At 64.8% G+C, this 24130-nt stretch carries 25 protein-coding genes; 15 read left to right on the top strand and 10 right to left on the bottom strand.

Features of this window, described 5'->3' with window-relative positions; genetic code table 11:
* Nucleotides 1–35: 35 nt before the first annotated feature.
* Together catB and B5M41_RS06950 are read right to left on the bottom strand one after the other, a co-directional pair.
* Nucleotides 36–662, bottom strand: a complete 627-nt coding sequence (gene catB, locus B5M41_RS06945) for a type B chloramphenicol O-acetyltransferase (protein ID WP_134647181.1) — start codon at nucleotides 660–662, stop codon at nucleotides 36–38.
* Between the two features lie 194 nt (nucleotides 663–856).
* A complete protein-coding gene (locus tag B5M41_RS06950) occupies nucleotides 857–1774 on the bottom strand; it encodes a LysR family transcriptional regulator (RefSeq protein WP_134647183.1) in 918 nt (305 codons plus the stop codon).
* Nucleotides 1775–1912: 138 nt separating this feature from the next.
* Between B5M41_RS06950 and B5M41_RS06955 the strand changes: the two genes are divergently transcribed.
* The 3 genes from B5M41_RS06955 to B5M41_RS06965 all read left to right on the top strand — a co-directional run bounded on the left by B5M41_RS06955 (nucleotide 1913) and on the right by B5M41_RS06965 (nucleotide 4217).
* Nucleotides 1913–2242 (top strand): nuclear transport factor 2 family protein, encoded by a 330-nt coding sequence (locus B5M41_RS06955; protein WP_134647185.1) that lies wholly within the window; start codon nucleotides 1913–1915, stop codon nucleotides 2240–2242.
* Entirely contained in the window at nucleotides 2239–3018 is a 780-nt protein-coding gene (locus B5M41_RS06960; protein ID WP_134647187.1) for an SDR family oxidoreductase, read from the top strand. The genes B5M41_RS06955 and B5M41_RS06960 overlap by 4 nt, the downstream gene beginning before the upstream one ends.
* A 212-nt stretch (nucleotides 3019–3230) precedes the next feature.
* Entirely contained in the window at nucleotides 3231–4217 is a 987-nt protein-coding gene (locus B5M41_RS06965; RefSeq protein ID WP_134647189.1) for an aldo/keto reductase, read from the top strand.
* A 69-nt stretch (nucleotides 4218–4286) separates the two neighbouring features.
* Here the strand turns inward: B5M41_RS06965 and B5M41_RS06970 are convergent, their stop codons facing one another.
* Nucleotides 4287–4484, bottom strand: coding sequence for a hypothetical protein (locus B5M41_RS06970; RefSeq protein ID WP_134647191.1), 198 nt, complete (start codon nucleotides 4482–4484; stop codon nucleotides 4287–4289).
* A 489-nt stretch (nucleotides 4485–4973) separates the two neighbouring features.
* On the opposite strand from B5M41_RS06970, the gene B5M41_RS06975 reads away from it, so the two are divergent.
* From B5M41_RS06975 to B5M41_RS06990, 4 genes are read left to right on the top strand one after another with little or no spacing between them, the layout of a single operon-like run.
* The gene (locus tag B5M41_RS06975) at nucleotides 4974–5999 is read left to right on the top strand and encodes a sulfate ABC transporter substrate-binding protein (RefSeq protein ID WP_134647193.1); all 1026 of its coding nucleotides are present in this window, start codon (nucleotides 4974–4976) and stop codon (nucleotides 5997–5999) included.
* A gap of 5 nt (nucleotides 6000–6004) precedes the next feature.
* Nucleotides 6005–6868: a sulfate ABC transporter permease subunit CysT gene (gene cysT / locus B5M41_RS06980; protein WP_230640006.1), complete on the top strand. Its 864-nt coding sequence runs from the start codon at nucleotides 6005–6007 to the stop codon at nucleotides 6866–6868.
* Nucleotides 6858–7721, top strand: a complete 864-nt coding sequence (cysW, locus tag B5M41_RS06985; RefSeq protein ID WP_134647197.1) for a sulfate ABC transporter permease subunit CysW — start codon at nucleotides 6858–6860, stop codon at nucleotides 7719–7721. The genes cysT and cysW overlap by 11 nt, the downstream gene beginning before the upstream one ends.
* Nucleotides 7722–7740: 19 nt before the next feature.
* Nucleotides 7741–8793, top strand: coding sequence for a sulfate/molybdate ABC transporter ATP-binding protein (locus B5M41_RS06990; RefSeq protein WP_134647199.1), 1053 nt, complete (start codon nucleotides 7741–7743; stop codon nucleotides 8791–8793).
* Nucleotides 8794–8808: 15 nt separating this feature from the next.
* On the opposite strand, the gene B5M41_RS06995 is transcribed toward B5M41_RS06990, so the two are convergent.
* Nucleotides 8809–8952, bottom strand: a complete 144-nt coding sequence (locus B5M41_RS06995; protein ID WP_160869614.1) for a hypothetical protein — start codon at nucleotides 8950–8952, stop codon at nucleotides 8809–8811.
* Nucleotides 8953–9121: 169 nt separating this feature from the next.
* Between B5M41_RS06995 and B5M41_RS07000 the strand changes: the two genes are divergently transcribed.
* The 5 genes from B5M41_RS07000 to B5M41_RS07020 all read left to right on the top strand — a co-directional run bounded on the left by B5M41_RS07000 (nucleotide 9122) and on the right by B5M41_RS07020 (nucleotide 14126).
* Nucleotides 9122–10762: a phosphoethanolamine transferase gene (locus B5M41_RS07000; protein ID WP_134647201.1), complete on the top strand. Its 1641-nt coding sequence runs from the start codon at nucleotides 9122–9124 to the stop codon at nucleotides 10760–10762.
* A gap of 94 nt (nucleotides 10763–10856) precedes the next feature.
* Nucleotides 10857–11513 carry a response regulator gene (locus B5M41_RS07005; protein WP_134647203.1) on the top strand — a complete coding sequence of 219 codons (657 nt, stop codon included), beginning with the start codon at nucleotides 10857–10859 and terminating at the stop codon, nucleotides 11511–11513.
* Nucleotides 11510–12853: a histidine kinase dimerization/phospho-acceptor domain-containing protein gene (locus B5M41_RS07010; protein WP_134647205.1), complete on the top strand. Its 1344-nt coding sequence runs from the start codon at nucleotides 11510–11512 to the stop codon at nucleotides 12851–12853. Before B5M41_RS07005 ends, B5M41_RS07010 begins: the two co-directional genes overlap by 4 nt.
* Before the next feature lie 171 nt (nucleotides 12854–13024).
* Nucleotides 13025–13246, top strand: coding sequence for a hypothetical protein (locus B5M41_RS07015; RefSeq protein WP_134647207.1), 222 nt, complete (start codon nucleotides 13025–13027; stop codon nucleotides 13244–13246).
* A 103-nt stretch (nucleotides 13247–13349) separates the two neighbouring features.
* Entirely contained in the window at nucleotides 13350–14126 is a 777-nt protein-coding gene (locus B5M41_RS07020) for an SDR family oxidoreductase (protein WP_134647209.1), read from the top strand.
* 7 nt (nucleotides 14127–14133) lie between these two features.
* On the opposite strand, the gene B5M41_RS07025 is transcribed toward B5M41_RS07020, so the two are convergent.
* A complete protein-coding gene (locus B5M41_RS07025) occupies nucleotides 14134–14388 on the bottom strand; it encodes a hypothetical protein (RefSeq protein WP_134647211.1) in 255 nt (84 codons plus the stop codon).
* A 63-nt stretch (nucleotides 14389–14451) separates the two neighbouring features.
* Nucleotides 14452–15300, bottom strand: a complete 849-nt coding sequence (locus B5M41_RS07030) for a LysR family transcriptional regulator (RefSeq protein WP_134647213.1) — start codon at nucleotides 15298–15300, stop codon at nucleotides 14452–14454.
* Between the two features lie 130 nt (nucleotides 15301–15430).
* On the opposite strand from B5M41_RS07030, the gene B5M41_RS07035 reads away from it, so the two are divergent.
* Genes B5M41_RS07035 through B5M41_RS07045 form a run of 3 tightly spaced genes read left to right on the top strand, consistent with a single transcriptional unit; the run spans nucleotide 15431 to nucleotide 21152 of the window.
* A complete protein-coding gene (locus B5M41_RS07035) occupies nucleotides 15431–17881 on the top strand; it encodes a GcvT family protein (RefSeq protein WP_134647215.1) in 2451 nt (816 codons plus the stop codon).
* On the top strand, nucleotides 17878–20325 hold the full coding sequence (locus tag B5M41_RS07040; RefSeq protein ID WP_134647218.1) for a GcvT family protein: 2448 nt from the start codon (nucleotides 17878–17880) through the stop codon (nucleotides 20323–20325). Before B5M41_RS07035 ends, B5M41_RS07040 begins: the two co-directional genes overlap by 4 nt.
* The gene (locus tag B5M41_RS07045) at nucleotides 20322–21152 is read left to right on the top strand and encodes an isocitrate lyase/PEP mutase family protein (RefSeq protein WP_134647220.1); all 831 of its coding nucleotides are present in this window, start codon (nucleotides 20322–20324) and stop codon (nucleotides 21150–21152) included. Before B5M41_RS07040 ends, B5M41_RS07045 begins: the two co-directional genes overlap by 4 nt.
* Before the next feature lie 2 nt (nucleotides 21153–21154).
* Here B5M41_RS07045 and B5M41_RS07050 read toward each other — a convergent pair whose 3' ends face one another.
* The 4 genes from B5M41_RS07050 to B5M41_RS07065 all read right to left on the bottom strand — a co-directional run bounded on the left by B5M41_RS07050 (nucleotide 21155) and on the right by B5M41_RS07065 (nucleotide 23928).
* Nucleotides 21155–21670, bottom strand: a complete 516-nt coding sequence (locus B5M41_RS07050) for a hypothetical protein (RefSeq protein ID WP_134647222.1) — start codon at nucleotides 21668–21670, stop codon at nucleotides 21155–21157.
* A 59-nt stretch (nucleotides 21671–21729) separates the two neighbouring features.
* Nucleotides 21730–22833 carry an ABC transporter substrate-binding protein gene (locus tag B5M41_RS07055; RefSeq protein ID WP_134647224.1) on the bottom strand — a complete coding sequence of 368 codons (1104 nt, stop codon included), beginning with the start codon at nucleotides 22831–22833 and terminating at the stop codon, nucleotides 21730–21732.
* Entirely contained in the window at nucleotides 22830–23585 is a 756-nt protein-coding gene (fhuF, locus tag B5M41_RS07060; protein WP_134647226.1) for a siderophore-iron reductase FhuF, read from the bottom strand. The genes B5M41_RS07055 and fhuF overlap by 4 nt, the downstream gene beginning before the upstream one ends.
* 169 nt (nucleotides 23586–23754) lie before the next feature.
* Nucleotides 23755–23928 carry a DUF1328 domain-containing protein gene (locus tag B5M41_RS07065; protein WP_134647228.1) on the bottom strand — a complete coding sequence of 58 codons (174 nt, stop codon included), beginning with the start codon at nucleotides 23926–23928 and terminating at the stop codon, nucleotides 23755–23757.
* Nucleotides 23929–24130 lie beyond the last annotated feature (202 nt).

The following is a 24130-nucleotide window of genomic DNA, read 5'->3' on the forward strand; positions in this document are numbered from 1 at the left end:
ACAGGCAATCTGCCGAGCGATGACCGTTGCCGGTTTTATCGTACCGACAGCCAGTACCGGTGAAGATCATCGATCCGTTCGCTGGTCATGATCGGCATCGCGTCCTTCAGGCGGTCCTCCGGCCAGTCCCACCACCGCATCTCCAGGAGCAGCGCGATCTCCCGTTCGGCGAAACGCTTCCGGATCACCTTGGCGGGATTTCCGCCGACGATGGCGTAGGGTTCCACGTCCTTCGTCACGAGGGCCCGTGTCCCGATCACCGCACCGTCGCCGACCTTGACGCCGGGCATGATGATCGCTTCGGAGCCGATCCAGACATCGTTGCCGATAACGGTGTCTCCGGCGGGAAGATAACCATTTGCCGCGCCTTCGAATGCCGCCACCTCCGACATGAAGAAGAAGGGGAAGGTGCTGATCCATTCGTGTCGGTGGCCCTGGTTGCCCGCCATGATGAAGGCTGCGCCGGAACCGATCGAGCAGAAGCTCCCGATGATCAGCTTGTCCGCGCCCTCGTCAGGCAGGAGAAAGCGTGCGCAGTCATCGAAGCTGTGGCCGTGGTAGTAGCCGGAATAGTAGCTGTATCGTCTGACGATCAGGTTGGGATTGGTGACCTGCTTGTCGAGCGTCACGCCTCGAAAGGGGCTTTCGAAAAAGTTTTCCATCTGTGTATCTCTGCATATGAACCTTCGTTTCCGCATGCCCAGGCAAGCGGATGCGAGACGCGAACCCTGCAGGGTTCGCGTCGAAGCTCCTCGCGTTCAGCGGGAGCTAGATGCAGGGAATACTCGCGGCCTTGATCATGGGGTTTTCTACCGCACATTTTCATGCCAGCCAAGGGCGCTCAGGCCGCAACCGGTCAAGGACCAAGTTGATCTTGTCTGCCATTCGCGAAGTCCCGCGCAGCCTTGATGAAGGCCGTGAAGGCAGCCGGGGGATTCTTCCTTCCGGGATAGTAAAGGGCCAGAGGCGCCAGGGCCGGGGTCCAGTCCTCGAGGACGCGGACAAGCCGCCCTGCTGCAATGTCCTCGCGCACGTCCGCCTCCATGACATATCCGAGGCCGATGCCGTTCTGGGCCGCGATCCTGACGAGGCTTGACTCGTCGAGGGTGATCGCGCCCTGCACATCGATCTGGACGGCTTCTCCATCCTTCTCAAATCGCCATCGGAACAAGGCATTGTTCGGCAGGCGCGCCCGGATGCAGCGAAACCGGTACAGGTCCGCCGGAACGGTCGGCGCGCCGTGCATGCGGAGGAACGCGGGGGACGCCACGACCGCATTGCTGCGCTTCAATCCGAGCGGCACGGCAATCATGTCGTTCGGCACCAGGTCCGCGGGCCTCAGTCCGAGGTCGAACCCGGCCGCGACGATGTCGACCAGCCGCCCCTCCGTGACCAGGTCGATATGCACCTGGGGATGGCGCTGCAGGAACGAGAGGATAAGCGGCTCCATCACCTCCCGGGCTGCCGTGGCGAACGCATTGATGCGCAGCGTCCCGGTCGGAACCTCCTGGAGCGACTGGGCGGCCAGCATGGCGTCGTGGATGTCGGTCATCGCCGGACCGACCCGTTCGACGAAGGTCTTTCCCGCATCGGTCAGCGAAACGCTTCGCGTTGTCCGGTTGAAGAGGCGGATGCCGAGGCGTTGTTCGAGTTTTGCGATGGAATTGCTCAATGCTGTAGTCGATATGCCGAGATCGAGGGCGGCCGCTCTGAAAGAGCCCAGGCGGGCGATGCTGAGAACGGCATCAAGTTCGGCAAGAACGGATCGGGTCATTGTCCCTCTTTTCGCAACGTCTCATCCTCCTTTGTCCCGCTTATCCTGTCAATGAGGGTGGTCTACCTTTGGGCCAGTCGATCTCAAACGGAGGTCGAACGGGAGCCGAAGGGCTCAGACGGGACCAGGAGGAATCGCATGACAATCAAATTACCCAAAGCCATCGAAGCCTATTTCGAGGCGGACCGGACAGGTAGCCCGGATGCGATCGCCGCCACATTCACCGAGAACGGTGTCGTGAAGGATAAGGGCAAGACCCATAAGGGACGTGAGGCCATCCGCGCGTGGATGGCCGACGAGGCCCAGCAGTACAGCTACACCGTCGAGCCCTTCCTGATCACCACCGAGAACGGAAAGACCCAGGTAACGGCGCACGCGGCTGGCGACTTCCCCGGCAGCCCGATCGACCTGCGGTTTTTCTTCGTCCTCGCGGGCGACAAGGTATCGGAACTGGAGATCACCGTATGAGCGATTTTCTCTCCCTGGAGGGCCGCAGGGCCCTCATCACCGGCGGCACCTCGGGGGCAGGCGCGGCAACCGTGTCGCTGTTCAAGGAACTCGGCGCGCGCGTGCTGACCACCGCTCGTTCGAAGCCGAAGAACTTCTCCGGTGCGGCATTCGTCGAAGCCGACCTGACGACCAAGGACGGTGTCCGAACGGTCGTCGATGCCGTGGCTCGGGAGCTTGGCGGGCTCGACATCCTCGTGAACGTGCTGGGCGGTTCGTCCGCGCCTTCAGGTGGCTTTGCCTCGCTGAGCGACGAGGAGTGGGACAAGGAATTCAACCTCAATTTCTTCCCGGCGGTCCGGTTGGATCGCGCGCTCATTCCCGGAATGATCGCGCAGGGACATGGCGTCGTCATCCATGTCACATCGATCCAGAACCGGCTGCCTTTGCCGCAGGCGACGACGGGTTATGCTTCGGCCAAGGGTGCTCTCAACACCTACAGCAAAAGCATCTCGAAAGAGGTTTCGCCGAAGGGCGTGCGCGTCGTGCGGGTGTCTCCCGGCTGGATCGCCGATCCGGGCTCCAATGGCCTGGCTCTGCGCATAGCCGAGGAAGCGGGCATCAGCTATGACGAGGCGGTTCAGGTGATCATGAACACCCTTGGCGGCATCCCGCTGGGAAGGCCCGCCGCACCCGAAGAGGTTGCCGACCTGATCGCCTTCCTTGCCTCGGACCGCGCATCGTCCATCACCGGGACGGAGCATGTGATCGACGGTGGCACCGTTCCCACGGCTTGAAGACAGGGGATTTGCGGCGAGCCGCAACTCCACGTCCCGACGGAATGTAACGGGATCAGCAGCGGCCGGGGAGGGCACTCCGCCCTGGCCGCTTATCCGACGCCCGAACTCGCTGCGGCGCTAAAAAGGATGGCTGAGCAGTGGAACCGATTGGTTTATGCGATAAGGTGCTGATAGCGGCCGGCAGGCCGGTGTCATGAGGAGAGCATTGCATGAAGGATAGACAGTTCGGGCGCACGGGCCGCGTGGTCTCGGAGATCGGGTTCGGAGCCTGGGCCATCGGTGGCGCCTGGGGGGACGTTTCGGAGGAGGAGGCGCGGGGCGCGTTGCATGCGGCGCTCGATGCCGGCACGACCTTCATCGATACGGCCGACGTCTATGGCGACGGCCGCTCGGAGCGCATCATCGCGGACGTGCTGAAGGCGCGCGGCGGCGAGCGGCCCTATGTGGCGACCAAGGCCGGGCGTCGCGCCGTGCCCCATGTCGCGGACGAATATAACCGCAAGAACCTGACCGCCTTTGTCGACCGTTCGCTGCAGAACCTTTCGACGGATTGCCTCGATCTCGTACAGCTGCATTGCCCGCCGACCGAGGTCTATTACCGACCCGAGGTGTTCGGCATCCTCGACGACCTCGTGCAGGCGGGCAAGATCCGCAATTACGGCGTCTCGGTCGAGAAGGTCGAGGAAGCGCTGAAGGCGATCGAATATCCCGGCGTCGTCTCGGTGCAGATCATCTACAACATCTTCCGCCAGCGCCCGGCCGGCCTGTTCTTCCGCGAGGCGAAGGCGAGGGACGTGGCCGTCATCGTGCGCGTACCGCTCGCCTCGGGCCTGCTGACGGGCAAGATGAACGCCGCCACGCAGTTCGCAGCCGACGACCATCGTGCCTTCAACCGGAACGGCGAGGCCTTCGACAAGGGCGAGACCTTCTCGGGCGTGCCCTATGATGTTGCGCTGGACGCCGTCGAGGCGGTGCGCAAGCTGGTGCCCGACAATGTCACGATGGCGCAGTTCGCCTTGCGCTGGATTCTCATGGAGGAGGCGGTGAGCGTGGTCATTCCGGGCGCGAAGAACGCCGCCCAGGCGAAGACCAACAGTGCGGCGAGCGACGCGGCGGCGCTGCCGGCCGGGACGATGGAGGCGCTGCGTGCGCTCTATCGCGAGCGGATTGCGCCGCACGTGCACCAGCTCTGGTAGGCATCGGGCAAGTCGGGCGGCGGCCGGAGAGCGCCGCTGCCTGACCTGCTCCGCCGGTCCTGATGCGGCTCAGAAGTTGAGGAACTGCCTGGGGTCCTGCCGCGCGCGCATCAGGAGGTCGAGCTCCCGCTTGGACGGGCCGAACTTTTCGAAAAGCCGTTCGGCTTCCGTGTGCGAAAGCCCGTAGGCCGTTCGAAAACTGTCGAGTGTATAGCGTTCTCCCGAAAGCCGCCGGTGATCGGGAAAGAGTTTAGACTGTTCCTGCATTTGCCATCGTGCCCAAACAAGGTTGCGTGCCCTTTCAACCGGTTGGGGCAGCGATTGTTCCGGGCGTCCGTCGCAAAATCGCGGGCCGATACGGGGCGCGTGGCCGCACGGCGAAAGGTTGCCGCGCCGCATCGCGATTCGGCCGCAATCGGACCGGGCGATTGCCGCATGAACCGTCGCCTCGTGACGGGCCCCGATCGCACGACGGCCGCCGCCGAGCGGCGCCATTGCCCGCGGCGCTCGGCGCAGCGGCCCGGATTCTTCGCTGAACGGACGCCGTGTAAGGCCCTTAAGGGTGATTTCCCGTGAACGAATATGCTCGCGAAAGTAGGCTTGTCCCCGTTGTCTGTTCCATGTGCCGGGTCTTTCGCGATGCGGCTTTTGCCCTATCCCGGCTGAAAGGGAACCGGTTTTTCAAACGTGTCGAGCATTGTTGACTAACTCTAGTAATTCCCTAGGCTTTTGGCAGAAACGCACAGGAGGTTGGACATGTCTATTTTGGTGAAACGGGTAGGGGCCTTGCTCCTGGGTGTCGGGCTGGCTTTTGGCAGCGTCACGGCGACATGGGCGCAGACGACGCTGCTCAATGTGTCCTACGATCCGACCCGCGAACTCTACAAGGATTACAACGAGGCGTTCGCCAAGCACTGGAAGGCCGAGACTGGCGAGGATGTGACCATCCAGCAGTCGCATGGCGGCTCGGGCAAGCAGGCCCGCGCGGTGATCGACGGCCTGGAGGCCGATGTCGTGACGCTGGCGCTCGAGAGCGACATCAACGCCATCGTGGAAAAGACCGGCAAGATCAACAAGGACTGGCGCACGCGCCTGCCCAACAATTCCTCGCCCTATACCTCCACGATCGTCTTCCTGGTGCGCAAGGGCAACCCCAAGGGCATCAAGAACTGGGGCGACCTGGTGAAGGGCGACGTGCAGATCGTGACGCCGAACCCGAAGACCTCTGGCGGCGCGCGCTGGAACTACCTCGCCGCCTGGGCTTGGGCCAATGAGGAATTCGGCGGCGATCAGGACAAGATCAAGGCGTATATCGCCGACCTCTACAAGCGGGCGCCGGTTCTCGACACGGGTGCGCGCGGCGCGCTGACGACCTTCGCCCAGCGCCAGATCGGCGACGTTCTGCTCGCCTGGGAAAACGAGGCCTATCTGGCCGGTGCCGAGTTCGGCGCTGACGCCTTCGACATCGTCGCCCCGCCGATCTCGATCCTCGCCGAGCCGCCGGTCGCCGTGGTCGACGGCAATGTGGATGCCAAGGGCACGCGCAAGCAGGCCGAGGCCTATCTGAACTACCTCTATTCCGAGGAAGGCCAGAACATCGCGGCCAAGCACTTCTATCGCCCGTCTAAACGCGAGGTGGTGAAGCCGGAGTTGCTGCAACAGCTTCCCGAGATTAAGCTGGTCACCATCGACGACCCGATCTTCGGCGGATGGGCCAAGGCGCAGCCCGAGCACTTCGGCGATGGCGGCGTCTTCGACCAGATCTACAAGCCGGGGAACTGAGAACCTTGACGACGACTGCTGCTGCTTCCGGGCGGTGGCGACTGAGACAACCGAGCGTCATTCCGGGTTTCGGACTGACGCTCGGTTTTTCGCTCGCCTATCTCACGCTCATCATCCTTATTCCGCTTGCCGGCCTCGTCTGGCGTTCGGCGTCCCTGTCGGGCGCTGAATTCCTCGGCATCCTTTCCGATCCCCGAACGGTCAATGCGTTGAAGGTCTCCTTCGGCACCGCCTTCATCGCGGCCATCGTCAATGTGGTCTTCGGCGTCATCGTCGCCTGGGTCATCGTGCGTTACGAGTTCCCCGGCCGGCGCATCGTCGATGCGGTCGTGGACCTGCCCTTCGCGCTGCCCACGGCGGTTGCCGGCATCGCGCTTGCCGCGCTCTACGCCCCGAACGGCTGGATCGGCCAGATCCTCAACGTCGTCGGCATCAAGGCGGCCTTCAACCCGACGGGCATCGTGATCGCGCTGGTGTTCATCGGCCTGCCCTTCGTGGTGCGCACGGTGCAGCCGGTCATGGAGGAGATCGACAGCGAGATCGAGGAAGCCGCGGCGACGCTCGGCGCCAACCGTTTCCAGACGGTGTTCCGTGTGCTGCTGCCGGGCCTGGCGCCGGCCATCCTCACGGGGTTCGCGCTCGCCTTTGCGCGCGGTGTCGGCGAATACGGGTCCGTCATCTTCATTGCCGGCAACATTCCCTATGTGTCGGAAATCGCGCCGCTGCTCATCGTCATCCGGCTGGAGGAGTTCAGCTACGGGGCTGCGACCGCCATCGCCACGATCATGCTGGCGCTGTCCTTCGCCATGCTGCTGGTCATCAACCTCATCCAGGCGTGGAGCCGCAGGAGATACGGTCATGGCGCATAAGTCTTCCCGCCGCCTGCGTTCGCCCACGACGGAGGCGCCCGCCGCCCGCTACACGCTGATGGCGCTGGCCTTCCTCTTCCTGACGCTCTTCCTGCTGTTGCCGCTGGTGGCCGTGTTCATCGAGGCGTTCCGCAAGGGCACCGCGGAGTTCCTGGCGGCCTTCGGCGATCCCGATACGCTGGCCGCCATCCGGCTGACGCTGCTGGTGGCCGTCATCGCCGTGCCGCTCAACCTGGTGTTCGGCGTGGCGGCGGCCTGGGCCATCGCCAAGTTCGAGTTCAAGGGCAAGGCGTTCCTGACGACGCTGATCGATCTTCCCTTCTCGGTCTCGCCGGTCATTTCCGGCCTCGTCTATGTGCTGCTGTTCGGCGCGGGCAGCGTGCTCGGGCCCTGGCTGAAGAGCCACGGCATCGAAATCCTCTTCGCGGTGCCGGGCATCGTGCTCGCCACCATCTTCGTGACCTTCCCCTTCGTGGCGCGCGAGCTTATCCCGCTCATGCAGGAGCAGGGCACGGGCGACGAGGAGGCGGCATTGTCGCTCGGCGCGAGCGGCTGGCAGACCTTCTGGTATGTCACGCTGCCCAACATCAAGTGGGGCCTGCTCTACGGCGTGCTGCTCTGCAATGCGCGCGCGATGGGCGAGTTCGGGGCGGTCTCGGTGGTTTCGGGCCATATCCGCGGCCTCACCAACACGATGCCGCTGCATGTGGAGATCCTCTACAACGAGTACAATTTCGTCGCCGCCTTTGCGGTGGCGTCGCTGCTCGCCGCACTCGCGCTCGTCACGCTGATCGTCAAGACGGCGCTCGAACTTCACTACGGCGCGGAAATCGCCGCCGGCCGCAAGCATTGATCTGAAAGGCACGCCCGCAATGGACGTCAGTGTAAAAAACCTTCGCAAGGAATTCGACCGCTACCCGGCGCTGCACGATGTCTCGCTCGACATCCGCTCCGGCGAGCTGATCGCGCTTCTGGGGCCATCCGGTTCCGGCAAGACCACCCTGCTGCGCCTCATCGCCGGCCTTGAGCAGCCCACGCTCGGCAGCATCCATTTCGGCGACGAGGATGCCTCGCACAAGACCGTGCAGGAGCGCAATATCGGCTTCGTGTTCCAGCATTACGCCCTGTTCCGCCACATGACGGTGGCCGACAACATCGCCTTCGGGCTGACGGTGCGTCCGCGCGGCGAGCGGCCGCCCAAGGCGGAAATCCGTCGCCGCGTGAGCGAGCTTCTGGAGATGGTGCAGCTTTCGGGGCTTGAGAAACGCTATCCCAACCAGCTGTCCGGCGGCCAGCGCCAGCGCGTGGCGCTCGCCCGCGCCATGGCGATCGAGCCGCGCGTGCTGCTGCTCGACGAGCCGTTCGGCGCGCTCGATGCCAAGGTGCGCAAGGAGCTGCGCCGCTGGCTGCGCGAGTTCCATGACCGCACCGGCCACACCACCGTCTTCGTGACCCATGACCAGGAGGAAGCGCTGGAGCTCGCCGACCGTGTCGTGGTGATGAGCCAGGGCAAGATCGAGCAGGTCGGCTCCTCGGACGACGTCTACGACCGGCCGAATTCGCCCTTCGTCTTCTCCTTCATCGGCGACAGCGCGAGCGTGCCGGTCAGCATCGTCGACGGCTCGGTGCGGTTCCGGGGCGACGAGATCGGGGTTGCCGCGCCTGAGGGCGATATCGTGAGCGGCGAGGCGACGCTGTTCTTCCGCCCGCAGGACGTGGCCGTCGTCACCGATCCGTCCGCACCGGCGCTGGAAGGGCGCGTCGTAACCTCCCGGCGGCTTGCCGGCACGCGCATCGCGGATCTGGATATCGGCGGGGCGGACGACCCGCTCCATGTGGAGATCGAGGTGCCGCTGGATGCGCAGGCGGCCAATGGCACGTCGATCCGCTTCCGTCCGCTCCGCTTCAAGCTGTTTGCGAAATAAAGGGAGGGACCGGCCTCAGTCGGTCCCCGTTCCGAAGGCCTGCCGCAGCGCCTCGTCATGCGAGCGCAGGGATGGACCCTGCGCGAGCGGTATGATCAGGACGAGAACGACCAGTGTCGTGATAAAAAGCGCCCCTGGCAGCAAGAACCTCGATTTCACGCATCACCTCATATCTGCACGCGCCCCTTTTTCCCGCTCAACCTGACAGAGGGCTGAATGGGCGGGGGCGGCATTCGTTCAGCCGTCTGTCAGCTTGCATGGGCAGGGAAGGCGTCAGGATGGCGGAGCGCGCATGCGCGTTTGCCGGATGGACGCGAAAGGATAGACCATGCGCGAAGGAAGCGGCCGCTTCACCCTGTGGCGGCCCGAATTGGGAAGCGTCACCGTCAGCATTCTGACGGCGATTTACCTGCTGGCCCTGACGAACTGGAGCTTCTGGTCCAAGGGCTGGCTCTATCTGCAAGGCCGGCCGACGACCTTCGCCTCCATCGCCATCGGCGTCACCTGCCTCTACATCGCGCTCTGCGTCGCCGTTTCGGTGAAATACGCGATGAAGCCGATCTTCATCGTGCTCATTCTCTGCGCGGCGTCGGGCGCGTGGTTCATGGACCGCTTCGGCGTCGTCATCGACATCGAGATGATCCGCAACGCGGCACAGACCAACAGCTCGGAGGCGGGCCACCTCGTCACGCCGGGCTTCCTGCTGCACATGTTCGTCTACGGCGTCCTGCCGTCGCTTCTTCTGATCTGGGTTCGGGTGCGCCACAGGACCTTCTTTGCGAAGGTGCGCGGCAACCTCGCCGTCATCGCGCCGGCTCTGGTCATCGCGCTCGTCGCCGGCCTGTCGCATGGCCGCATCTATGCCGCCACCGTCCGCGCCCATCACGACTGGTTCGAGACGCTCAATCCCTTCGTGCCGCTCGTCACGGCCATCCAGTATGCCGCCGGCGAGACGAGCGACAGCAACATCGTCGCCGCCCCGCTGGGTGAGGACGCCCATGTCGCCGACAGCCCGCTTACCGAACGCAAGCCGCGCCTGATGATCGTGGTCGCCGGCGAAACGGCGCGCGCTGAGAATTTCTCGCTTGGCGGATATGGCCGCAACACCAACCCCGAGCTTGCCAAACAGGATATCCTGTACTTCCCGCAGACGTCGAGTTGCGGCACGGCGACCGCCGTTTCGCTGCCCTGCATGTTCTCGGTCTATACACGGGCGGAATACACCCATCGCAAGGGCCTGGAGACGCAGAACCTCGTCGACGTGCTCGGCCATGCCGGCGTCAACGTCGAATGGTGGGACAACAACACCGGCAGCAAGCAGATCGCCAGCCGCATCAAGGAGCTGGAGCTGTTCAAGAGCGGCATTCCCGGCCTCTGCTCCGGCGAGGAGTGCCGCGATCAGGTGCTGCTTGACAATCTCGATGCGTTCATCGGGTCGGTGAAGTCGGACACGGTTCTCGTCCTGCACCAGATCGGCAGCCACGGGCCGGCCTATTACCAGCGTTATCCGGAGGAGTTCCGCCGCTTCACGCCCGAGTGCCGCGCCGCCGATTTCTCCGAATGCAGCCGCGACGAGATCGTCAACGCCTATGACAATTCCATCGCCTATACGGACCATATCCTGTCGACCGTCATCGACAAGCTGCGCGGGCAGGAGGATCGCCTCGACGTCTCCATGCTCTACATGTCGGACCACGGCGAATCGCTCGGCGAACTCGGCCTCTACCTGCACGGCACGCCCTACATGATCGCGCCCAGCCAGCAGACCCATGTGCCGTTCGTTCTGTGGCTCGGCAAGGATGAAAAGGCCGCCTATTCCGCGGATTGCCTCAAGGCGGAGACGGAAAAGCCGCAGTCGCACGACAACCTGTTCCACACGGTGCTCGGTATGATGCGGGTGCAGACCAATGTCCGCGACCCCGCGCTCGACCTCATGTCGGCGTGCCGGCGCCCCGGCGCCATCAGCTGAAACGGAGGTGATGGCGAGGCGCGCCGCATCCATGTATTCTCCGGATTCGGAAGGCGGGCGAAAACGCGCCGCTCACAAACGGAGAGCGCGGCGCTTGAGGGTTCTGCTGATCGAAGACGATGCCGTCCTGGGCGAGGCGGTGCGTGATTACGTCGCCGGCCTCGGCCATGCGGTGGACTGGATGCAGACGCTGGAGGACGCGCGGTCGGCGGCGGACGCCGTGGCCTACGATCTGCTTCTGCTCGATCTCAGGCTGCCCGACGGCAGCGGGCTGTCGCTGCTGACGGCGCTGCGCCGCGCAGGCGCGACCATGCCGATCATCATCCTCACCGCGCATGACCAGATTTCCGACCGCATCGAGGGACTGAACAGCGGCGCGGACGATTATCTCGTGAAACCGTTCAATCTCGGCGAGCTCGGCGCGCGCATGCTGGCCGTCACGCGGCGCTATTCGGGCGCCGCCGTGCCGGTCGTGGCGGCCGGGCCGCTGACGATCCAGCTCGCCGACCGGCGCGTGCTGCGCGAAGGCGAAGCCATCGATCTTTCCAGCCGCGAATGGGCCGTGCTTGCGCGCCTTGCGGCGCGCCCGGAGGCGATCGTCTCCAAGGGGCAGATCGAGGAAGCGCTCTATGCCTTCGGCTCGGAGATCGAGAGCAATACCGTCGAGGTCTATGTCAGCCGGCTGCGCAAGAAGCTCGGCAAGGATTGCATCGAGACGCTGCGCGGCATCGGTTACAGGCTCGGCCGATGAGAGGGATCAACAGCCTTGCCGGCCAGCTCATGCTGTGGATCGCCGGCACCATCACCCTTCTCTGGCTGGTCGCCGTGGCCTTCGGCGCCTTCGTCATGCGCGAGGAGTTCGGCGAGATCTTCGACGGCGTCCTGCAGGAGACGGCCGAACGGCTCGTGCCGCTCGCGCTGGACGATCTTCTGGCGCAGGCCAAGGCGGGTGCGGCGCTGCGCCGGGGCTCGCTGCCGGCCGAGCCGGGCGAGGGCAACCTGACCTATCAGGTCCGCGACGGTGCCGGAAACGTGCTGCTCCACTCCCATGCCGCAGCCGAAAAGGCGTTTGACGCGCCGCTGGAGACGGGGTTCTCCGAGGGCAGGGACGGGCGCGTCTATACCGCCTCGGATGAGGACGGCACGATCTTCGTGCAGGTGGTCTATTCCGCGGACGAGCGGCAGGAGGCGGTGATGGAGGGCTCGCTTGCGCTTCTCCTGCCAGTGCTGCTGATCGTTCCGGTCACGCTTCTGGCCGTGTGGTACGCCGTGCGGCGCGTGCTGTCGCCGGTGGAGGCGCTGCGCGCGGCGATCGGCGAGAAGGACGGCGGCAACCTCGCGCCCATCGAGGAGGTGACGCTTCCGCGTGAGCTGAAGCCGATCCAGCGCTCGGTCAACCTGCTGCTCGCCCGCCTGCGCGCCGTCATCGACGCCGAGCGCGAATTCACCTCCAACAGCGCGCATGAACTGCGCACGCCGCTTGCCGGCGCGCTCGCCCAGACGCAGCTCCTCCTCTCCGAACTGAGGGACGGCCCCGCGGAAACCCGTGCCCGCCAGATCGAGGCTGCGCTGCAAAGGCTGACCAAGCTCACCGAGAAGCTGTTGCAGCTTGCCCGCGCCGAGGCCGGCGTCGGCGTGACGGAAGCCACATTCGACGTCGCCGATGTCGTCAATCTCGTCGTCACCGATTTCCAGCGCGCTTCCGAAGACGCCACGCGCATCCGCCTGCACGGCAATGTTTCGGCCGTTCTCCTGCGCGCCGGCAATGCCGACACCTTCGCCATCGTGTTGCGCAATCTCGTGGAGAACGCGCTTCTGCACGGACGCGACGGCGAACCGGTCGATATCCACATCGCGCCGACCGGCAATGTGCGCATCGTCAACGCGGCGCCGGTCATGAGCGCCGACGAACTTGCGGCCCTGCGCAAGCGCTTTTCCCGCGGCAAGACGCTCGCCGCCGGCTCGGGGCTCGGGCTTTCCATCGCCGAGCGGCTTCTGTCGCAGATGCGCGCCAGCCTTGTGCTCTCCTCGCCCGCACCGGGCCGCTCGGATGGCTTCCAGGCGGAGATTGTGTTTCCCGTCCCGGATTGATGCCCGGTTTGCCCGGTTCTGTTTTCTTTTCGAACATCCTCGGTTCCCGGCGTTCTCTCCTGGAGCACCGGCGCGACCCTGTGAGATATTTTCGCGCGTCGTGTGAGAAAAATGTGGCTTTTTGCCATATTTTGTGGTTTTCTGTTTTCATAATCAAAAATGGTGGGGAACATGGGACGCAAACCGGAAGATTATGCGCGCCTGCTTGCCAGCGCGCTTTGCAAACTGCATGCAGCAGAGAGCGGCGGGGCACTCCCTCTGATTTCTGAAAACAGTATCCGCGTCATCAGCGAAACCTTCGCGGCAGCCATCGATGAAGCGCGGAAAATCTATATAGAACAGGATCTTGTGGCGCGGCGTGAACGCCACGAGCGCATTCACCTGCATTCCTGATCCGGTGCCGGCGGTCCATGACCGTCATGTCCCGCGATGACTTTCCCATCGCCCTGCGCTAGGTGTTCGCGCATCGAGCACGGCGATTGCGGGGAGAACGGATATGACGGACTGGGGCAGCACGGGCAGGGGCAGGGTCGCGCTGGTCACGGGCGGCGGCACGGGGATCGGCCTTGCCATCGCGCGCGGGCTGAGCGCGGAGGGCTATGCCGTGATCATCACCGGCCGGCGCGCGGCCGTGCTGGAAAAGGCGGCGGCGGAGATCGGCGCGGAGACCGGCCATGCCGTGCGGGCCATCGTCTGCGATGTCGGCGATCCCGTGCAGGTCAAGGCGACTTTCACCGAGGTGAAGCAGGCTTTCGGGCGGCTCGACCTGCTCGTCAACAATGCCGGCTCCAATGTCTCGCCCGCACTTCTGGAGGACATTCCCTTCGAGGAATGGACGAGCATCCTCGCCGCCAACCTCACCGGCGCGTTTCTCTGCACGCAGCAGGCGTTCCGCCTGATGAAGGACCAGAGCCCGCGCGGCGGGCGCATCATCAACAACGGCTCGATCTCCGCCACCACGCCCCGGCCGAACTCGGCGCCCTACACCGCGACCAAGCACGCCATTGCCGGCCTCACCAAGTCGACTTCGCTCGACGGGCGCAAATACGACATCGCCTGCGGCCAGATCGATATCGGCAATGCCGCCACCGACATGACCGCGCGCATGAGCACCGGCGTCTTGCAGCCCAATGGCGAGACGGTGAGCGAGCCCACCATGTCGGTCAAGCACGTCGCCGATGCGGTGATCTACATGGCGAGCCTGCCCCTCGATGCCAATGTGCTCAACATGACCGTCATGGCGACCAACATGCCCTTCGTCGGTCGCGGATAGCGAGGCGTCAGCGCCGCGGCTCGCCGCCTGCGGCATAGACCGTCTTCTGCTGGAACTTGAAGACGTGGCCGCAACGGCAGCGGATCATGTGCTTGTCGGGATATTTCGATGCCCGCTCCGTCATGAAACCGCGCGGCAGTTCGTCCACCCTGAAATCGGGGTCCTTGCGCGTCGGCATGTCGTCTTCCGACACTTCCGCATAGCCGGAATGGCCGCACATGGCGCATTCGAGTTTGCGCGAATAGCGGTCGCGGGCGGCCATGGGAACTCCTTCGTCGGATCTGATTTGCCGTTAATAGGCAGCGCGCGGGTCTGTTTCAATGCTTCATGCCGCAAGAAGCGCCTGAAGGATGGAGATGATGCGCCGGTGCTGGTGCGCGTGGCGGGTGCGCACGTTCACCGCGGCATAGACCGGCTGGAGGATGGGCTCGGCGCCCTCCACACGCTGCACCGTGCCGGCGCGCACCAGCCGCTCGGCGTCGGCCCGCGTCACGAAGGCGGAGCCGCCGAGCTTCTGCATCAGGGCGAGGATTGCCGTGGTCTCGCCGCTGGCGATCGGCGCCGTCGAGAGATCGGGATGGGCCTGCCGGTGCATCCGGTCGAAGGCAGGGGAATAGACGGCCTGGATGTAATCGTCCGGCCGCACGTCCTCGATGCGGCGCACCCGGTTGCTCACCATCTCGTAATGCATGTCGCCGATGCGCTCATAGTGCAGGTCGGGCAGGTAGTGCGGGGTGAAGAGGATGGCGAGGTCGAGGTCGCCGGCACCGAGGTCGCGGTTCATCTGGCTGGAATAATCCACCTCCAGATAGATGGAGGTGGCCGGCAGTTCGCGGCGCACCGCAGACAGCCAGTCGCCGGCGTAATGGGCGGCGAGATCGTGCTGCAGGCCGATGCGCATGGAGCGCTCGTAGGCGCCGGCCGTCTCCACCGCGCGCGTGGCCTCATGCCATTGATGCTGCAGGGCTTTCGCATGGTCGAGAAAGCGCAGGCCCGCGGCCGTCGGCTGCGTTCCGCCCTTGTTGCGGGCAAAGAGCTTGCGCGCGAACAGCGCCTCCAGCGCATTGATGCGATGCGTGACCGTGGATTGCGTGACGTTCAGCCGCTCCGCCGTGCGGTTGAAGTTGCGGGTTTCCATCAGGTCCAGGAATGTCTCGATCAGAACGATTTGCATGAAGGCGCCGTCTTTTCCCGAATGTTTCGGGGAAATGTAATCGGTGCTTTCGATTAATAAAGCAAAATCCGCCGGGTTGCCGCCTTTCGCTTTGATTGCCAAAAATCAAGCGCAAAGAAGGGGAACGAGAATGTCCGCACTGCCAAGCCATGCCCGCGTCGTCATCATCGGTGGAGGCGCCGTCGGGGCGTCCGCGCTCTATCATCTGGCCAGGGCCGGCTGGACGGATTGCGTGCTGCTCGAAAAGAACGAGCTGACCGCCGGCTCCACCTGGCATGCCGCCGGCAACGTGCCGACCTTCTCGTCTTCCTGGTCGCTCATGAACATGCAGCGCTATTCCGCTTCGCTCTACCGCGAGCTGGGCGCGCTGGTCGATTATCCCATGAACTACCACGTCACCGGCTCCATCCGGCTTGGCCATTCGAAGGAGCGCCTGCAGGAGTTCAAGCGTGTCGTCGGCATGGGGCGTTATCAGGGCATGGACCTCGATATCCTCACGCCCGACGAGATGCGGGGAAAATACCCCTTCCTCGAAACGCACGACCTGACCGGGGCGCTTTACGATCCCTATGACGGCGACATCGACCCCGCGCAGCTGACGCAGGCGCTCGCCAAGGGCGCACGCGACATGGGCGCGAAGATCTTCCGCTTCTGTCCCGCCACCGGCGCGCGCCGGGACGGCGACGAATGGGTGATCTCCACGCCACAGGGCGAAATCCGCTGCGAGAAGGTCGTCAACGCCGCCGGCTATTATGCCCGCGAAGTGGGAAAATGGTTCGGCCGCGACGTGCCGATGATGGTGATGAGCCATCAATATATCCTGTTCGAGGAAATTCCCGAGCTGGCGGCCTGGTCGAAGGAAGCCGGCCACAAGCTGCCGCTGCTGCGCGACGTCGATTCGTCCTACTATCTCCGGCAGGAGAAGACGGGCATGAATCTCGGCCCCTATGAGCGCAACTGCAAGGCGCATTGGGTGACGCCTGACGATCCGATGCCGGACGATTTCTCCTTCCAGCTCTTCCCCGACGATCTCGACCGGCTGGAATGGTATCTCAACGATGCCGTCGAGCGCGTGCCGATCCTCGGCACGGCCGGCCTGTCGCGCATGATCAACGGTCCCATCCCCTATGCGCCCGATGGCAATCCGCTGATCGGCCCCATGCCCGGCGTGCCGAACGCCTATGAGGCCTGCGTCTTTACCTTCGGCATCTGCCAGGCCGGCGGCGCCGGCAAGGTGCTGGCCGAGTGGGTAACGGAAGGCGAGACGGAGTGGGACATGTGGTCGTGCGATCCGCGCCGCTACACCAGCTTCGCCGCCGACAAGGACTATTGCATCGCCAAGGGCATGGAAATCTACGGCCACGAATATGCCATGCACTTTCCCAAGCATGCGTGGCCGGCCGGCCGAAACAGGAAACTGTCGCCGATCCATGATCGCATCGCGGCGCTCGGTGCGCAGTTCAAGCCCTACAATGGCTGGGAACGCGCCATGTGGTACGCCAGGCCCGGTGACGACACATCGGAAGAGTCGACCCAGACCTGGAACCGCGAGGGGCCATGGCGGCCGCGCATCGAGGAGGAGTGCCGCGCGGTCACCGAGGCCGCCGGCATTCTCGATCTTCCCGGCTTCTCGCGCTTCCGCGTGAAGGGCGAGGGGGCCACGGCCTGGCTTTCCACGCTCACCACCGGCAAACTACCGAAGCCCGGCCGGATCGGCCTTGCCTATTTCGCCGACGACAAGGGGCGCATCGTCACGGAAATGTCGGTCATGATGCTGGCGGAGGATTTCTTCTTCCTCATCACCGCTGCGACCGCCCAGTGGCACGATCTCGAATGGCTGAAAAAGCATCTGCCCCACGATGCCGCCTTCACCATCGACGATGTGACCGACGCCTTCTCCTGCCAGATCCTGTCGGGCCCCAATTCCCGCGCCATCCTTGCGGATGTTTCGGACGCCGATCTTTCCAAGGGCTGGCTGACGCATCAGAGCTGCCAGATCGCCGGCCGCTGGTGCCAGCTGGTGCGCGTCTCCTTTGCCGGTGAGCTCGGCTGGGAAATCCACACGAAGATCGAGGATACCGCCGTCATCTTCGACGCGGTGTGGGAAGCGGGCCAAAAGCACGGTCTCAAACCCTTCGGCATGGAGGCGCTGGACAGCCTGCGCATCGAGAAGGGCTACCGCGCCTGGAAGGGCGATCTTTCGACCGATTACACCGTCCTGCAAGGCGGCCTCGACCGCTTCGTCGATTGGGCGAAGCCCGATTTCAAGGGCAAGGCGGCGCTGGAGCGCGAGAAGCAGGAGGGCGTCGCCAAGCGTTTCGTGCTTTTGACGGTGGAGGCCGGCGACTGCGACGCGCCCTACATGTCGACGCTCTGGCATGGCGGCAACGTCGTCGGGGAGACCACGTCCGGCAACTGGGGCTACCGCGTCGGTAAATCCATCGCGCTCGGCATGCTGCGCGCCGATCTCGCCGTAGCCGGCACCGAAATCGAGGTGGAAATCTACGGCGACCGCTTCAAGGCGGTGGTCCAGCCCGACGGGCCGCTCTTCGATCCCAACAATGAAAGACTGCGTGCATGAGCAAAGCCATTCCCTCCAAGGCGCGCGCCGTCATCATCGGCGGCGGCGTGTCCGGCTGTTCCGTCGCCTATCATCTGGCCAAGCTCGGCTGGACGGATGTGGTTCTGCTGGAGCGCAAGCAGCTGACATCGGGCACGACGTGGCATGCCGCCGGTCTCATCGGCCAGCTGCGCGCCTCGCAGAACATGACGCGCCTCGCCAAATATTCCGCAGACCTCTACACCAAGCTGGAAGCCGAGACCGGCATCGGCACGGGCATGCGCCAGTGCGGTTCCATGACCGTGGCGCTGACGGAGGAGCGCAAGGAAGAGATCTACCGCCAGGCCTCGCTTGCCCGCGCCTTCGATGTGGATGTGCGCGAGATCACCGTCGACGAGGTGAAGGCGATGTATCCGCACCTCAACACGGCGGATATCAAGGCAGCCGTGCATTTGCCGCTCGACGGCCAGTGCGATCCGGCCAACATCGCCATGGCGTTGGCCAAGGGCGCGCGCCAGAACGGTGCGACGGTTTTCGAAGGCGTCAAGGTCACGTCCGTCGAGACGAAGGACGGCCGCGTGACGGGCGTCACCTGCGAGCAGAACGGCGAGACCTTCACCATCGAGACCGAAAACGTCGTCAACGCCGCCGGCATGTGGGGGCGCACCCTGGCCGATATGTCGGGCGTTACGCTGCCGCTGCATGCCTGCGAGCATTTCTACATCGTCACCGAGCCGATCCCGAACCTCCAGCGCCTGCCGGTTCTGCGCGTGCCGGACGAGTGCACCTATTACAAGGAAGATGCCGGCAAGATGTTGATCGGCGCCTTTGAATTGAAGGCCAAGCCCTGGGGCATGGACGGCATTTCGGAAGATTTCTGCTTCGACCAGCTGCCGGAGGATTTCGATCACTTCCAGCCGATCCTCGAAAACGCCATCAACCGCATGCCGATGCTGGAGACGGCCGGCATCCACACCTTCTTCAACGGTCCCGAGAGCTTCACGCCCGACGACCGCTACTATCTCGGCGAGGCCCCGCAGCTGAAGGGCTACTGGGTCGCGGCCGGCTACAATTCCATCGGCATCGTCTCCTCCGGCGGCGCCGGCATGGCGCTGGCGCAGTGGATGAACGACGGCGAGCCGCCCTTCGATCTCTGGGAGGTGGATATCCGCCGCGCGCAGCCGTTCCAGAAGAACCGCGCCTATCTCAAGGACCGGGTCTCGGAAACGCTCGGCCTGCTCTATGCCGATCACTTTCCCTACCGCCAGATGGCGACCGCCCGCGGCGTTCGCCGTTCGCCCATCCACGAGCACCTGAAGGCCCGCGGCGCCGTCTTCGGCGAGGTCGCCGGCTGGGAGCGCGCCAACTGGTTCGCGAAGGAGGGTCAGGAGCGCGAATACCGCTATTCCTGGAAGCGGCAGAACTGGTTCGAGAACCAGAAGCAGGAGCATCTGGCGGTCCGCAACGGCGTCGGCCTGTTCGACATGACGTCCTTCGGCAAGATCCGCGTCGAGGGCCGCGATGCGCTGGCCTTCCTCCAGAAACTCTGCGCCAACCAGATGGACGTCCCCCCCGGCAGGATCGTCTACACCCAGATGCTCAACGCCCGTGGTGGAATCGAGAGCGATCTGACGGTGACCCGCCTTTCGGAGACCGCTTTCTTCCTCGTCGTGCCCGGCGCGACGCTGCAGCGCGACCTCGCCTGGCTGCGCAAGCATCTGCAGGACGAGTTCGTCGTCATCACAGATGTCACGGCCGCCGAAAGCGTGCTCTGCGTCATGGGGCCGAAGGCGCGTGACCTCATGCAGAAGGTCAGCCCGAACGACTTCTCCAATGCCGCACACCCCTTCGCCACCGCGCGGGAGATCGAGATCGGCATGGGCCTCGCCCGCGCGCACCGCGTCACCTATGTCGGCGAGCTCGGCTGGGAGCTCTATGTCTCCACCGATCAGACCGCCCATGTCTTCGAGGCGCTGGAAGAGGCGGGCGCGGATGTCGGCCTCAAGCTCTGCGGGCTGCACACGCTCGACAGCTGCCGCATCGAAAAGGCCTTCCGCCATTTCGGCCACGATATCACCGACGAGGACCATGTGCTGGAAGCCGGTCTCGGCTTTGCCGTGCGCACGAAGAAGGGCGATTTCATCGGCCGCGACGCGGTGCTGCGAAAAGAGGAGGAGGGCCTGAAGCGCCGCATGGTGCAGTTCCGCCTGACCGATCCGGAGCCGCTGCTCTTCCACAACGAGGCGCTGGTGCGCGACGGCAGGATCGTCTCGACCATCACGTCCGGCAATTACGGTCACTATCTCGGCGGCGCCATCGGCATGGGCTATGTGCCCTGTGCAGGCGAGAGCGAAGCCGATATGCTCGCCTCCCGTTATGAAGTCGAGATCGCAGGCGTGCGGGTTGAGGCGGAAGCCTCGCTCGTGCCGCTCTACGATCCGAAAGCCGAGAGAGTGCGCGCGTGACCAGCCTTGCCGACCGCCATCGCCGTTTCCGTGATCTTCACCAGTCGGGCTGCTTCGTCATCCCCAATCCCTGGGATATCGGCTCGGCGCGTTTGATGGCGGCGTCCGGCGCCGTGGCGCTCGCCACCACCTCGGCGGGCTTTGCCTTCACGCTCGGCCGGCCCGATATGGGCCGCGTCAGCCGCGAGGAATCGCTCAGGCATGCCGAGGAGATCGTGCGCGCCACGCCGCTGCCGGTGTCGGGCGATTTCGAGAACGGCTTTGCCGATGCCCCTGACGATGTCGCCGAGACGATCCGGCTTGCGGCCGAAGTTGGCCTGTCCGGTTGCTCCATCGAGGACACGCAGATGGTGGACGGCAACCCGGCCTATGCGTTCGATCTTTCCGTCGAGCGCATCCGCGCCGCTGCGGACGCCGCCCGCTCGCTTGGCCGGCCTTTCATCCTGTGTGCCCGCGCCGATGGCGTGATGAACGGCGTCTACGATCTCGACGAAGCGATCCGCCGCATCCAGGCTTTCGAAAAGGCCGGCGCGGATCTCGTCTATGTGCCGGTGCCGCCGGGCGAGGCGGAGCTGCGCCGCATCGTCGGCGCCGTGTCCATCCCCGTCAATGCGCTGGCCGCCGGGCCTTTGCGCGCGCTCACGGTGCCCGACTTCGCCGCGATCGGCGTGCGCCGCATCTCGCTCGGCTCGATGATCGCGCGGGTCACCCACGCGGCGATTGCCGAGCAGATGGAGGCGATCGTCCGGGATGGCAGCTTCGCCAAGCTGTCGGCCGCCGCCTCGGGCGACCGCATCAACGCCATGCTGATCGCCGGCGCGGGCTGACTCTATCGGGCCACCGCACGTACATCGCGCACGCCGAAATCCCATTCGGGCGCCGTCACGGGCGTCAGGTCGCTGCCGGGAAACACGGCGAAGGTGGTGAAGTCCTGGGTTTCCCCGGGCAGCACGCGCAGCACGACGAGCGCATCGTCGCGGCCGACCTGCCGGCAGGCGCCACCGGGGCAATCCGACAGCACCATGTCGAGCCGGAAGGACTGCATGGGGCTCGCCCCCTTGTTGGCGACGCGGCCCGTGACACGATAGCTCGTCTTCGTCTGGCCCATGGTGGCCTGCATATCGGAAAGCTCGACCATATCGGCGATGAGGACGGACGTCGCCACGTTTCCGGAAACCGGCTCGCCGGTCGGAATGCGGTCCTCGCGCAGCCAGATCAGCAGGGCCGAGACGAGGCCGATGGCAACCACGATGGTCAGTGCGGGTTCGACCCAGCTTTGGAAGCGCCGGAAGCGCAGCGCGAGATAGAGAATTGTCGCCGCTGCGACCGCAAATGCCCAGATCATTCAAGTCCTCCTGAACCTGATATAGCCTCTGCCATCCGGTCCCGAAAGGGCGCGCGTGGTCAATTCGGCTTGAGGTCGATCCAGTAGGCGCCGTTGAAGGGCACGGCGCCGAAGCGCGCATTGATCTCCTTCAGGGTTGCGGCGGGATCGACGTCCGGGAAGACGTCCGGCCGCAATCGCTGCGCGAAGAATTCGGCGGCGACGATATTGAGCGGCACGGCGTTGAAGAAGTTCCACAGCGCATGCACCCGCCCTTCGCGCACGGCGCGCAGGCTGGCGAGATGCGGCGCCTCCACCAGACGGGCCAGTGTCTCGCGCGCCCGCTCGGGATCGACGCCCGGGCCGACCGTCAGCGACGTATAGGCGCCGTCGGGCAGGGCGGTGGCGATATAGACGTCGGGATCGGCGCCGATGACGAACTCCGCGCTCACCGTGCCGCCCTGCCGCGGCAGGTCGGCTGCGATGTTGCGGCTGCCGGTGATGGCGAGGAATTCGCCCAGGCCGCCGGTGCCGAAGGCAAAGCAGCATTTATCCGGGTTCGGCAACCCATCCATGAACACGGTGGGACCGGGCTCGGCATGGGCCGCGGCGGCGTCGCGGATGCGCTTCACCCGCGCCTCGTAGAAGTCGGCGAAGGCGTTGGCCTGGTCCTCACGGTTCAGCACGCGGCCGAGAAAGCGCATGTTGCGCGCGGTGTTCTCCAGCGCATTGCTGTTGAAATCCACGACGATGACGGGGACGCCGGCCTGTTCGAGAAAGCCGATCGCCTGCCGGCCCGCATCCGTGTCGGCCTGCCAGTTGGCGAGGATGGCGAGGTCGGCGTTCAGCGACAGCAGCGCCTCGAAGGATACCGATATGCCGTCGCCGATGACGGGCACCTTTTCGATAGCGGGGAATTTCTCCTTGAACCGGGCATAGAGCCCCGACTTGTCGCCCTTCATGTCGCCGGCCCAGCCGGCGAGAAGGCTGACGGGATCGGGATGGATGAGCGACAGCGCCACGAGATCGAGCCCGGTACCGAGCAGGATCGCCTTCGGCGCGGCGGGGATCGTCACCTCCCGGCCGAAGGAATCCGTCACCGTCAGCGGGTAATGCACCTCCGCGCGCACGGGCAGGGCGGCGAGCAGCAGGAAGGCCAGAAGGACAAGGGCACGTTTCGTCATTGTTTTCTCAGTTCCGGCAGGGCGCAGAGTTCGCCGCAGGCCGGAATGCCCGGCAGCATGTAGCGCAGGCAGCAGACCTTGCGGCGGCAGTGGATCGCCTGCGCTTCCACGTCGTGGCGCAGGCATCCGTAGAAGGGATTGCGGCTGCCGTCGGCAAGGTACTGGCAGGCGAAGAGCGGGCGCGACGGCCAATGGTCGTCGCCCTCGGGCTGCGAGCGGTCCGTCGTGTTGAAGGCGTAGTCGATGTAGACGGCGGCGTTGGTCCAGGCGAGCCGCGCGGCGATGCCGGCCTTTTCCTTCAGCGCGTTGACGACCGGCGCCAGATGCGTCTCCACCAGCGGCGCGACGACATCGAGCAAATCGCCGTCCTCGCTCCATTCGCCTTCGTCCGGCAGGCCGAAGGCGCGCGGCAGGCCGTCTTCGGCAAGAGCGATGGTCATGGTGTCGATGGAAACGGGCAGCCGGGTTTCCGCGCGCCGCGCCACCACATAGGGAATGTTGAGCGCCGAGAAATAGTAGAGCGACCAGTAGGAGGCGACCGCGCGGCGGTCTGCGGCCGGGTGGTGCGCCGCATAGCGTTCGAGCGCGTCGGGCAATCCGTTGCCGCCCAGGAAGTCGCGAAGCGGTATCGCGTCCTCAAGGTCCGACGACAGCATCATCTTCTCGCCGCACCAGGCTTGCTCGCCCGAAAAGATCGCCTTCAGGCCGGGCGCGAACGCACCGGCACCCTGCATCGTCGTCCCCGCCGTCATGCCGCCTCTCCGGTGGCCGGGCGCTGCCGTGTCACGGTGCGGAATATCTGTGGGTGGGGCATGAGGATGACAGGCGATCGCGGGTTATAAGGTGATCGCTTTTATCATCTTTATTGCCGCCGTCACACCCCGGAGCGCGGAAAATCGCGCTCCGGGGCCGCGGGGTTCATCAGACCACGGCACTGCCGGCCATCAGCGCCAGCACGATGAAGATGAGGAAGATCACGAGGGCGATGGCGAAGAGGACCTTCGAGATCGTCGCGGTCGCCGACGACACGCCGGAAAAGCCGAGGAAGCCGGTGATCAGCGAGATGACGAGAAAAATCAGAGCCCATTTCAGCATGGAAGTACCTCCTGTCAGGTCTCGCAAAGACGCGCCAGAGGCAAAAAGGTTCCAGCCGATGCTACTACCCTCTGAACCGGCAACGCAGCGGATCATTTGTCGGCAGCGCTCACCACACTCTCCGTCATCCTCGGCCTTGTGCCGAGGATCTGCCGACAGTTCCAAACCCGATACGGCAACAGATCCTCGGGATGAACCCGAG

Source organism: Shinella sumterensis, from assembly GCF_004514425.2.
GTDB classification, from domain to species: domain Bacteria; phylum Pseudomonadota; class Alphaproteobacteria; order Rhizobiales; family Rhizobiaceae; genus Shinella; species Shinella sumterensis.

Excerpts from the sequence above, each read along its gene's own strand:
- B5M41_RS06990 (WP_134647199.1), top strand. The coding sequence starts at position 7,741 with ATGGACGTCAGTGTAAAAAACCTTCGCAAGGAATTCGACCGCTACCCG.
- B5M41_RS07040 (WP_134647218.1), top strand. The coding sequence starts at position 17,878 with ATGAGCAAAGCCATTCCCTCCAAGGCGCGCGCCGTCATCATCGGCGGC.
- fhuF (WP_134647226.1), bottom strand. The coding sequence starts at position 23,585 with ATGACGGCGGGGACGACGATGCAGGGTGCCGGTGCGTTCGCGCCCGGC.
- cysW (WP_134647197.1), top strand. The coding sequence starts at position 6,858 with ATGGCGCATAAGTCTTCCCGCCGCCTGCGTTCGCCCACGACGGAGGCG.
- B5M41_RS06970 (WP_134647191.1), bottom strand. The coding sequence starts at position 4,484 with ATGCAGGAACAGTCTAAACTCTTTCCCGATCACCGGCGGCTTTCGGGA.
- B5M41_RS06950 (WP_134647183.1), bottom strand. The coding sequence starts at position 1,774 with ATGACCCGATCCGTTCTTGCCGAACTTGATGCCGTTCTCAGCATCGCC.
- B5M41_RS07020 (WP_134647209.1), top strand. The coding sequence starts at position 13,350 with ATGACGGACTGGGGCAGCACGGGCAGGGGCAGGGTCGCGCTGGTCACG.
- B5M41_RS06975 (WP_134647193.1), top strand. The coding sequence starts at position 4,974 with ATGTCTATTTTGGTGAAACGGGTAGGGGCCTTGCTCCTGGGTGTCGGG.
- B5M41_RS07015 (WP_134647207.1), top strand. The coding sequence starts at position 13,025 with ATGGGACGCAAACCGGAAGATTATGCGCGCCTGCTTGCCAGCGCGCTT.
- B5M41_RS06960 (WP_134647187.1), top strand. The coding sequence starts at position 2,239 with ATGAGCGATTTTCTCTCCCTGGAGGGCCGCAGGGCCCTCATCACCGGC.
- B5M41_RS07035 (WP_134647215.1), top strand. The coding sequence starts at position 15,431 with ATGTCCGCACTGCCAAGCCATGCCCGCGTCGTCATCATCGGTGGAGGC.
- B5M41_RS07025 (WP_134647211.1), bottom strand. The coding sequence starts at position 14,388 with ATGGCCGCCCGCGACCGCTATTCGCGCAAACTCGAATGCGCCATGTGC.
- B5M41_RS06965 (WP_134647189.1), top strand. The coding sequence starts at position 3,231 with ATGAAGGATAGACAGTTCGGGCGCACGGGCCGCGTGGTCTCGGAGATC.
- B5M41_RS07000 (WP_134647201.1), top strand. The coding sequence starts at position 9,122 with ATGCGCGAAGGAAGCGGCCGCTTCACCCTGTGGCGGCCCGAATTGGGA.
- B5M41_RS06955 (WP_134647185.1), top strand. The coding sequence starts at position 1,913 with ATGACAATCAAATTACCCAAAGCCATCGAAGCCTATTTCGAGGCGGAC.
- B5M41_RS07055 (WP_134647224.1), bottom strand. The coding sequence starts at position 22,833 with ATGACGAAACGTGCCCTTGTCCTTCTGGCCTTCCTGCTGCTCGCCGCC.
- B5M41_RS07065 (WP_134647228.1), bottom strand. The coding sequence starts at position 23,928 with ATGCTGAAATGGGCTCTGATTTTTCTCGTCATCTCGCTGATCACCGGC.
- B5M41_RS07050 (WP_134647222.1), bottom strand. The coding sequence starts at position 21,670 with ATGATCTGGGCATTTGCGGTCGCAGCGGCGACAATTCTCTATCTCGCG.
- B5M41_RS07010 (WP_134647205.1), top strand. The coding sequence starts at position 11,510 with ATGAGAGGGATCAACAGCCTTGCCGGCCAGCTCATGCTGTGGATCGCC.
- catB (WP_134647181.1), bottom strand. The coding sequence starts at position 662 with ATGGAAAACTTTTTCGAAAGCCCCTTTCGAGGCGTGACGCTCGACAAG.
- B5M41_RS07030 (WP_134647213.1), bottom strand. The coding sequence starts at position 15,300 with ATGCAAATCGTTCTGATCGAGACATTCCTGGACCTGATGGAAACCCGC.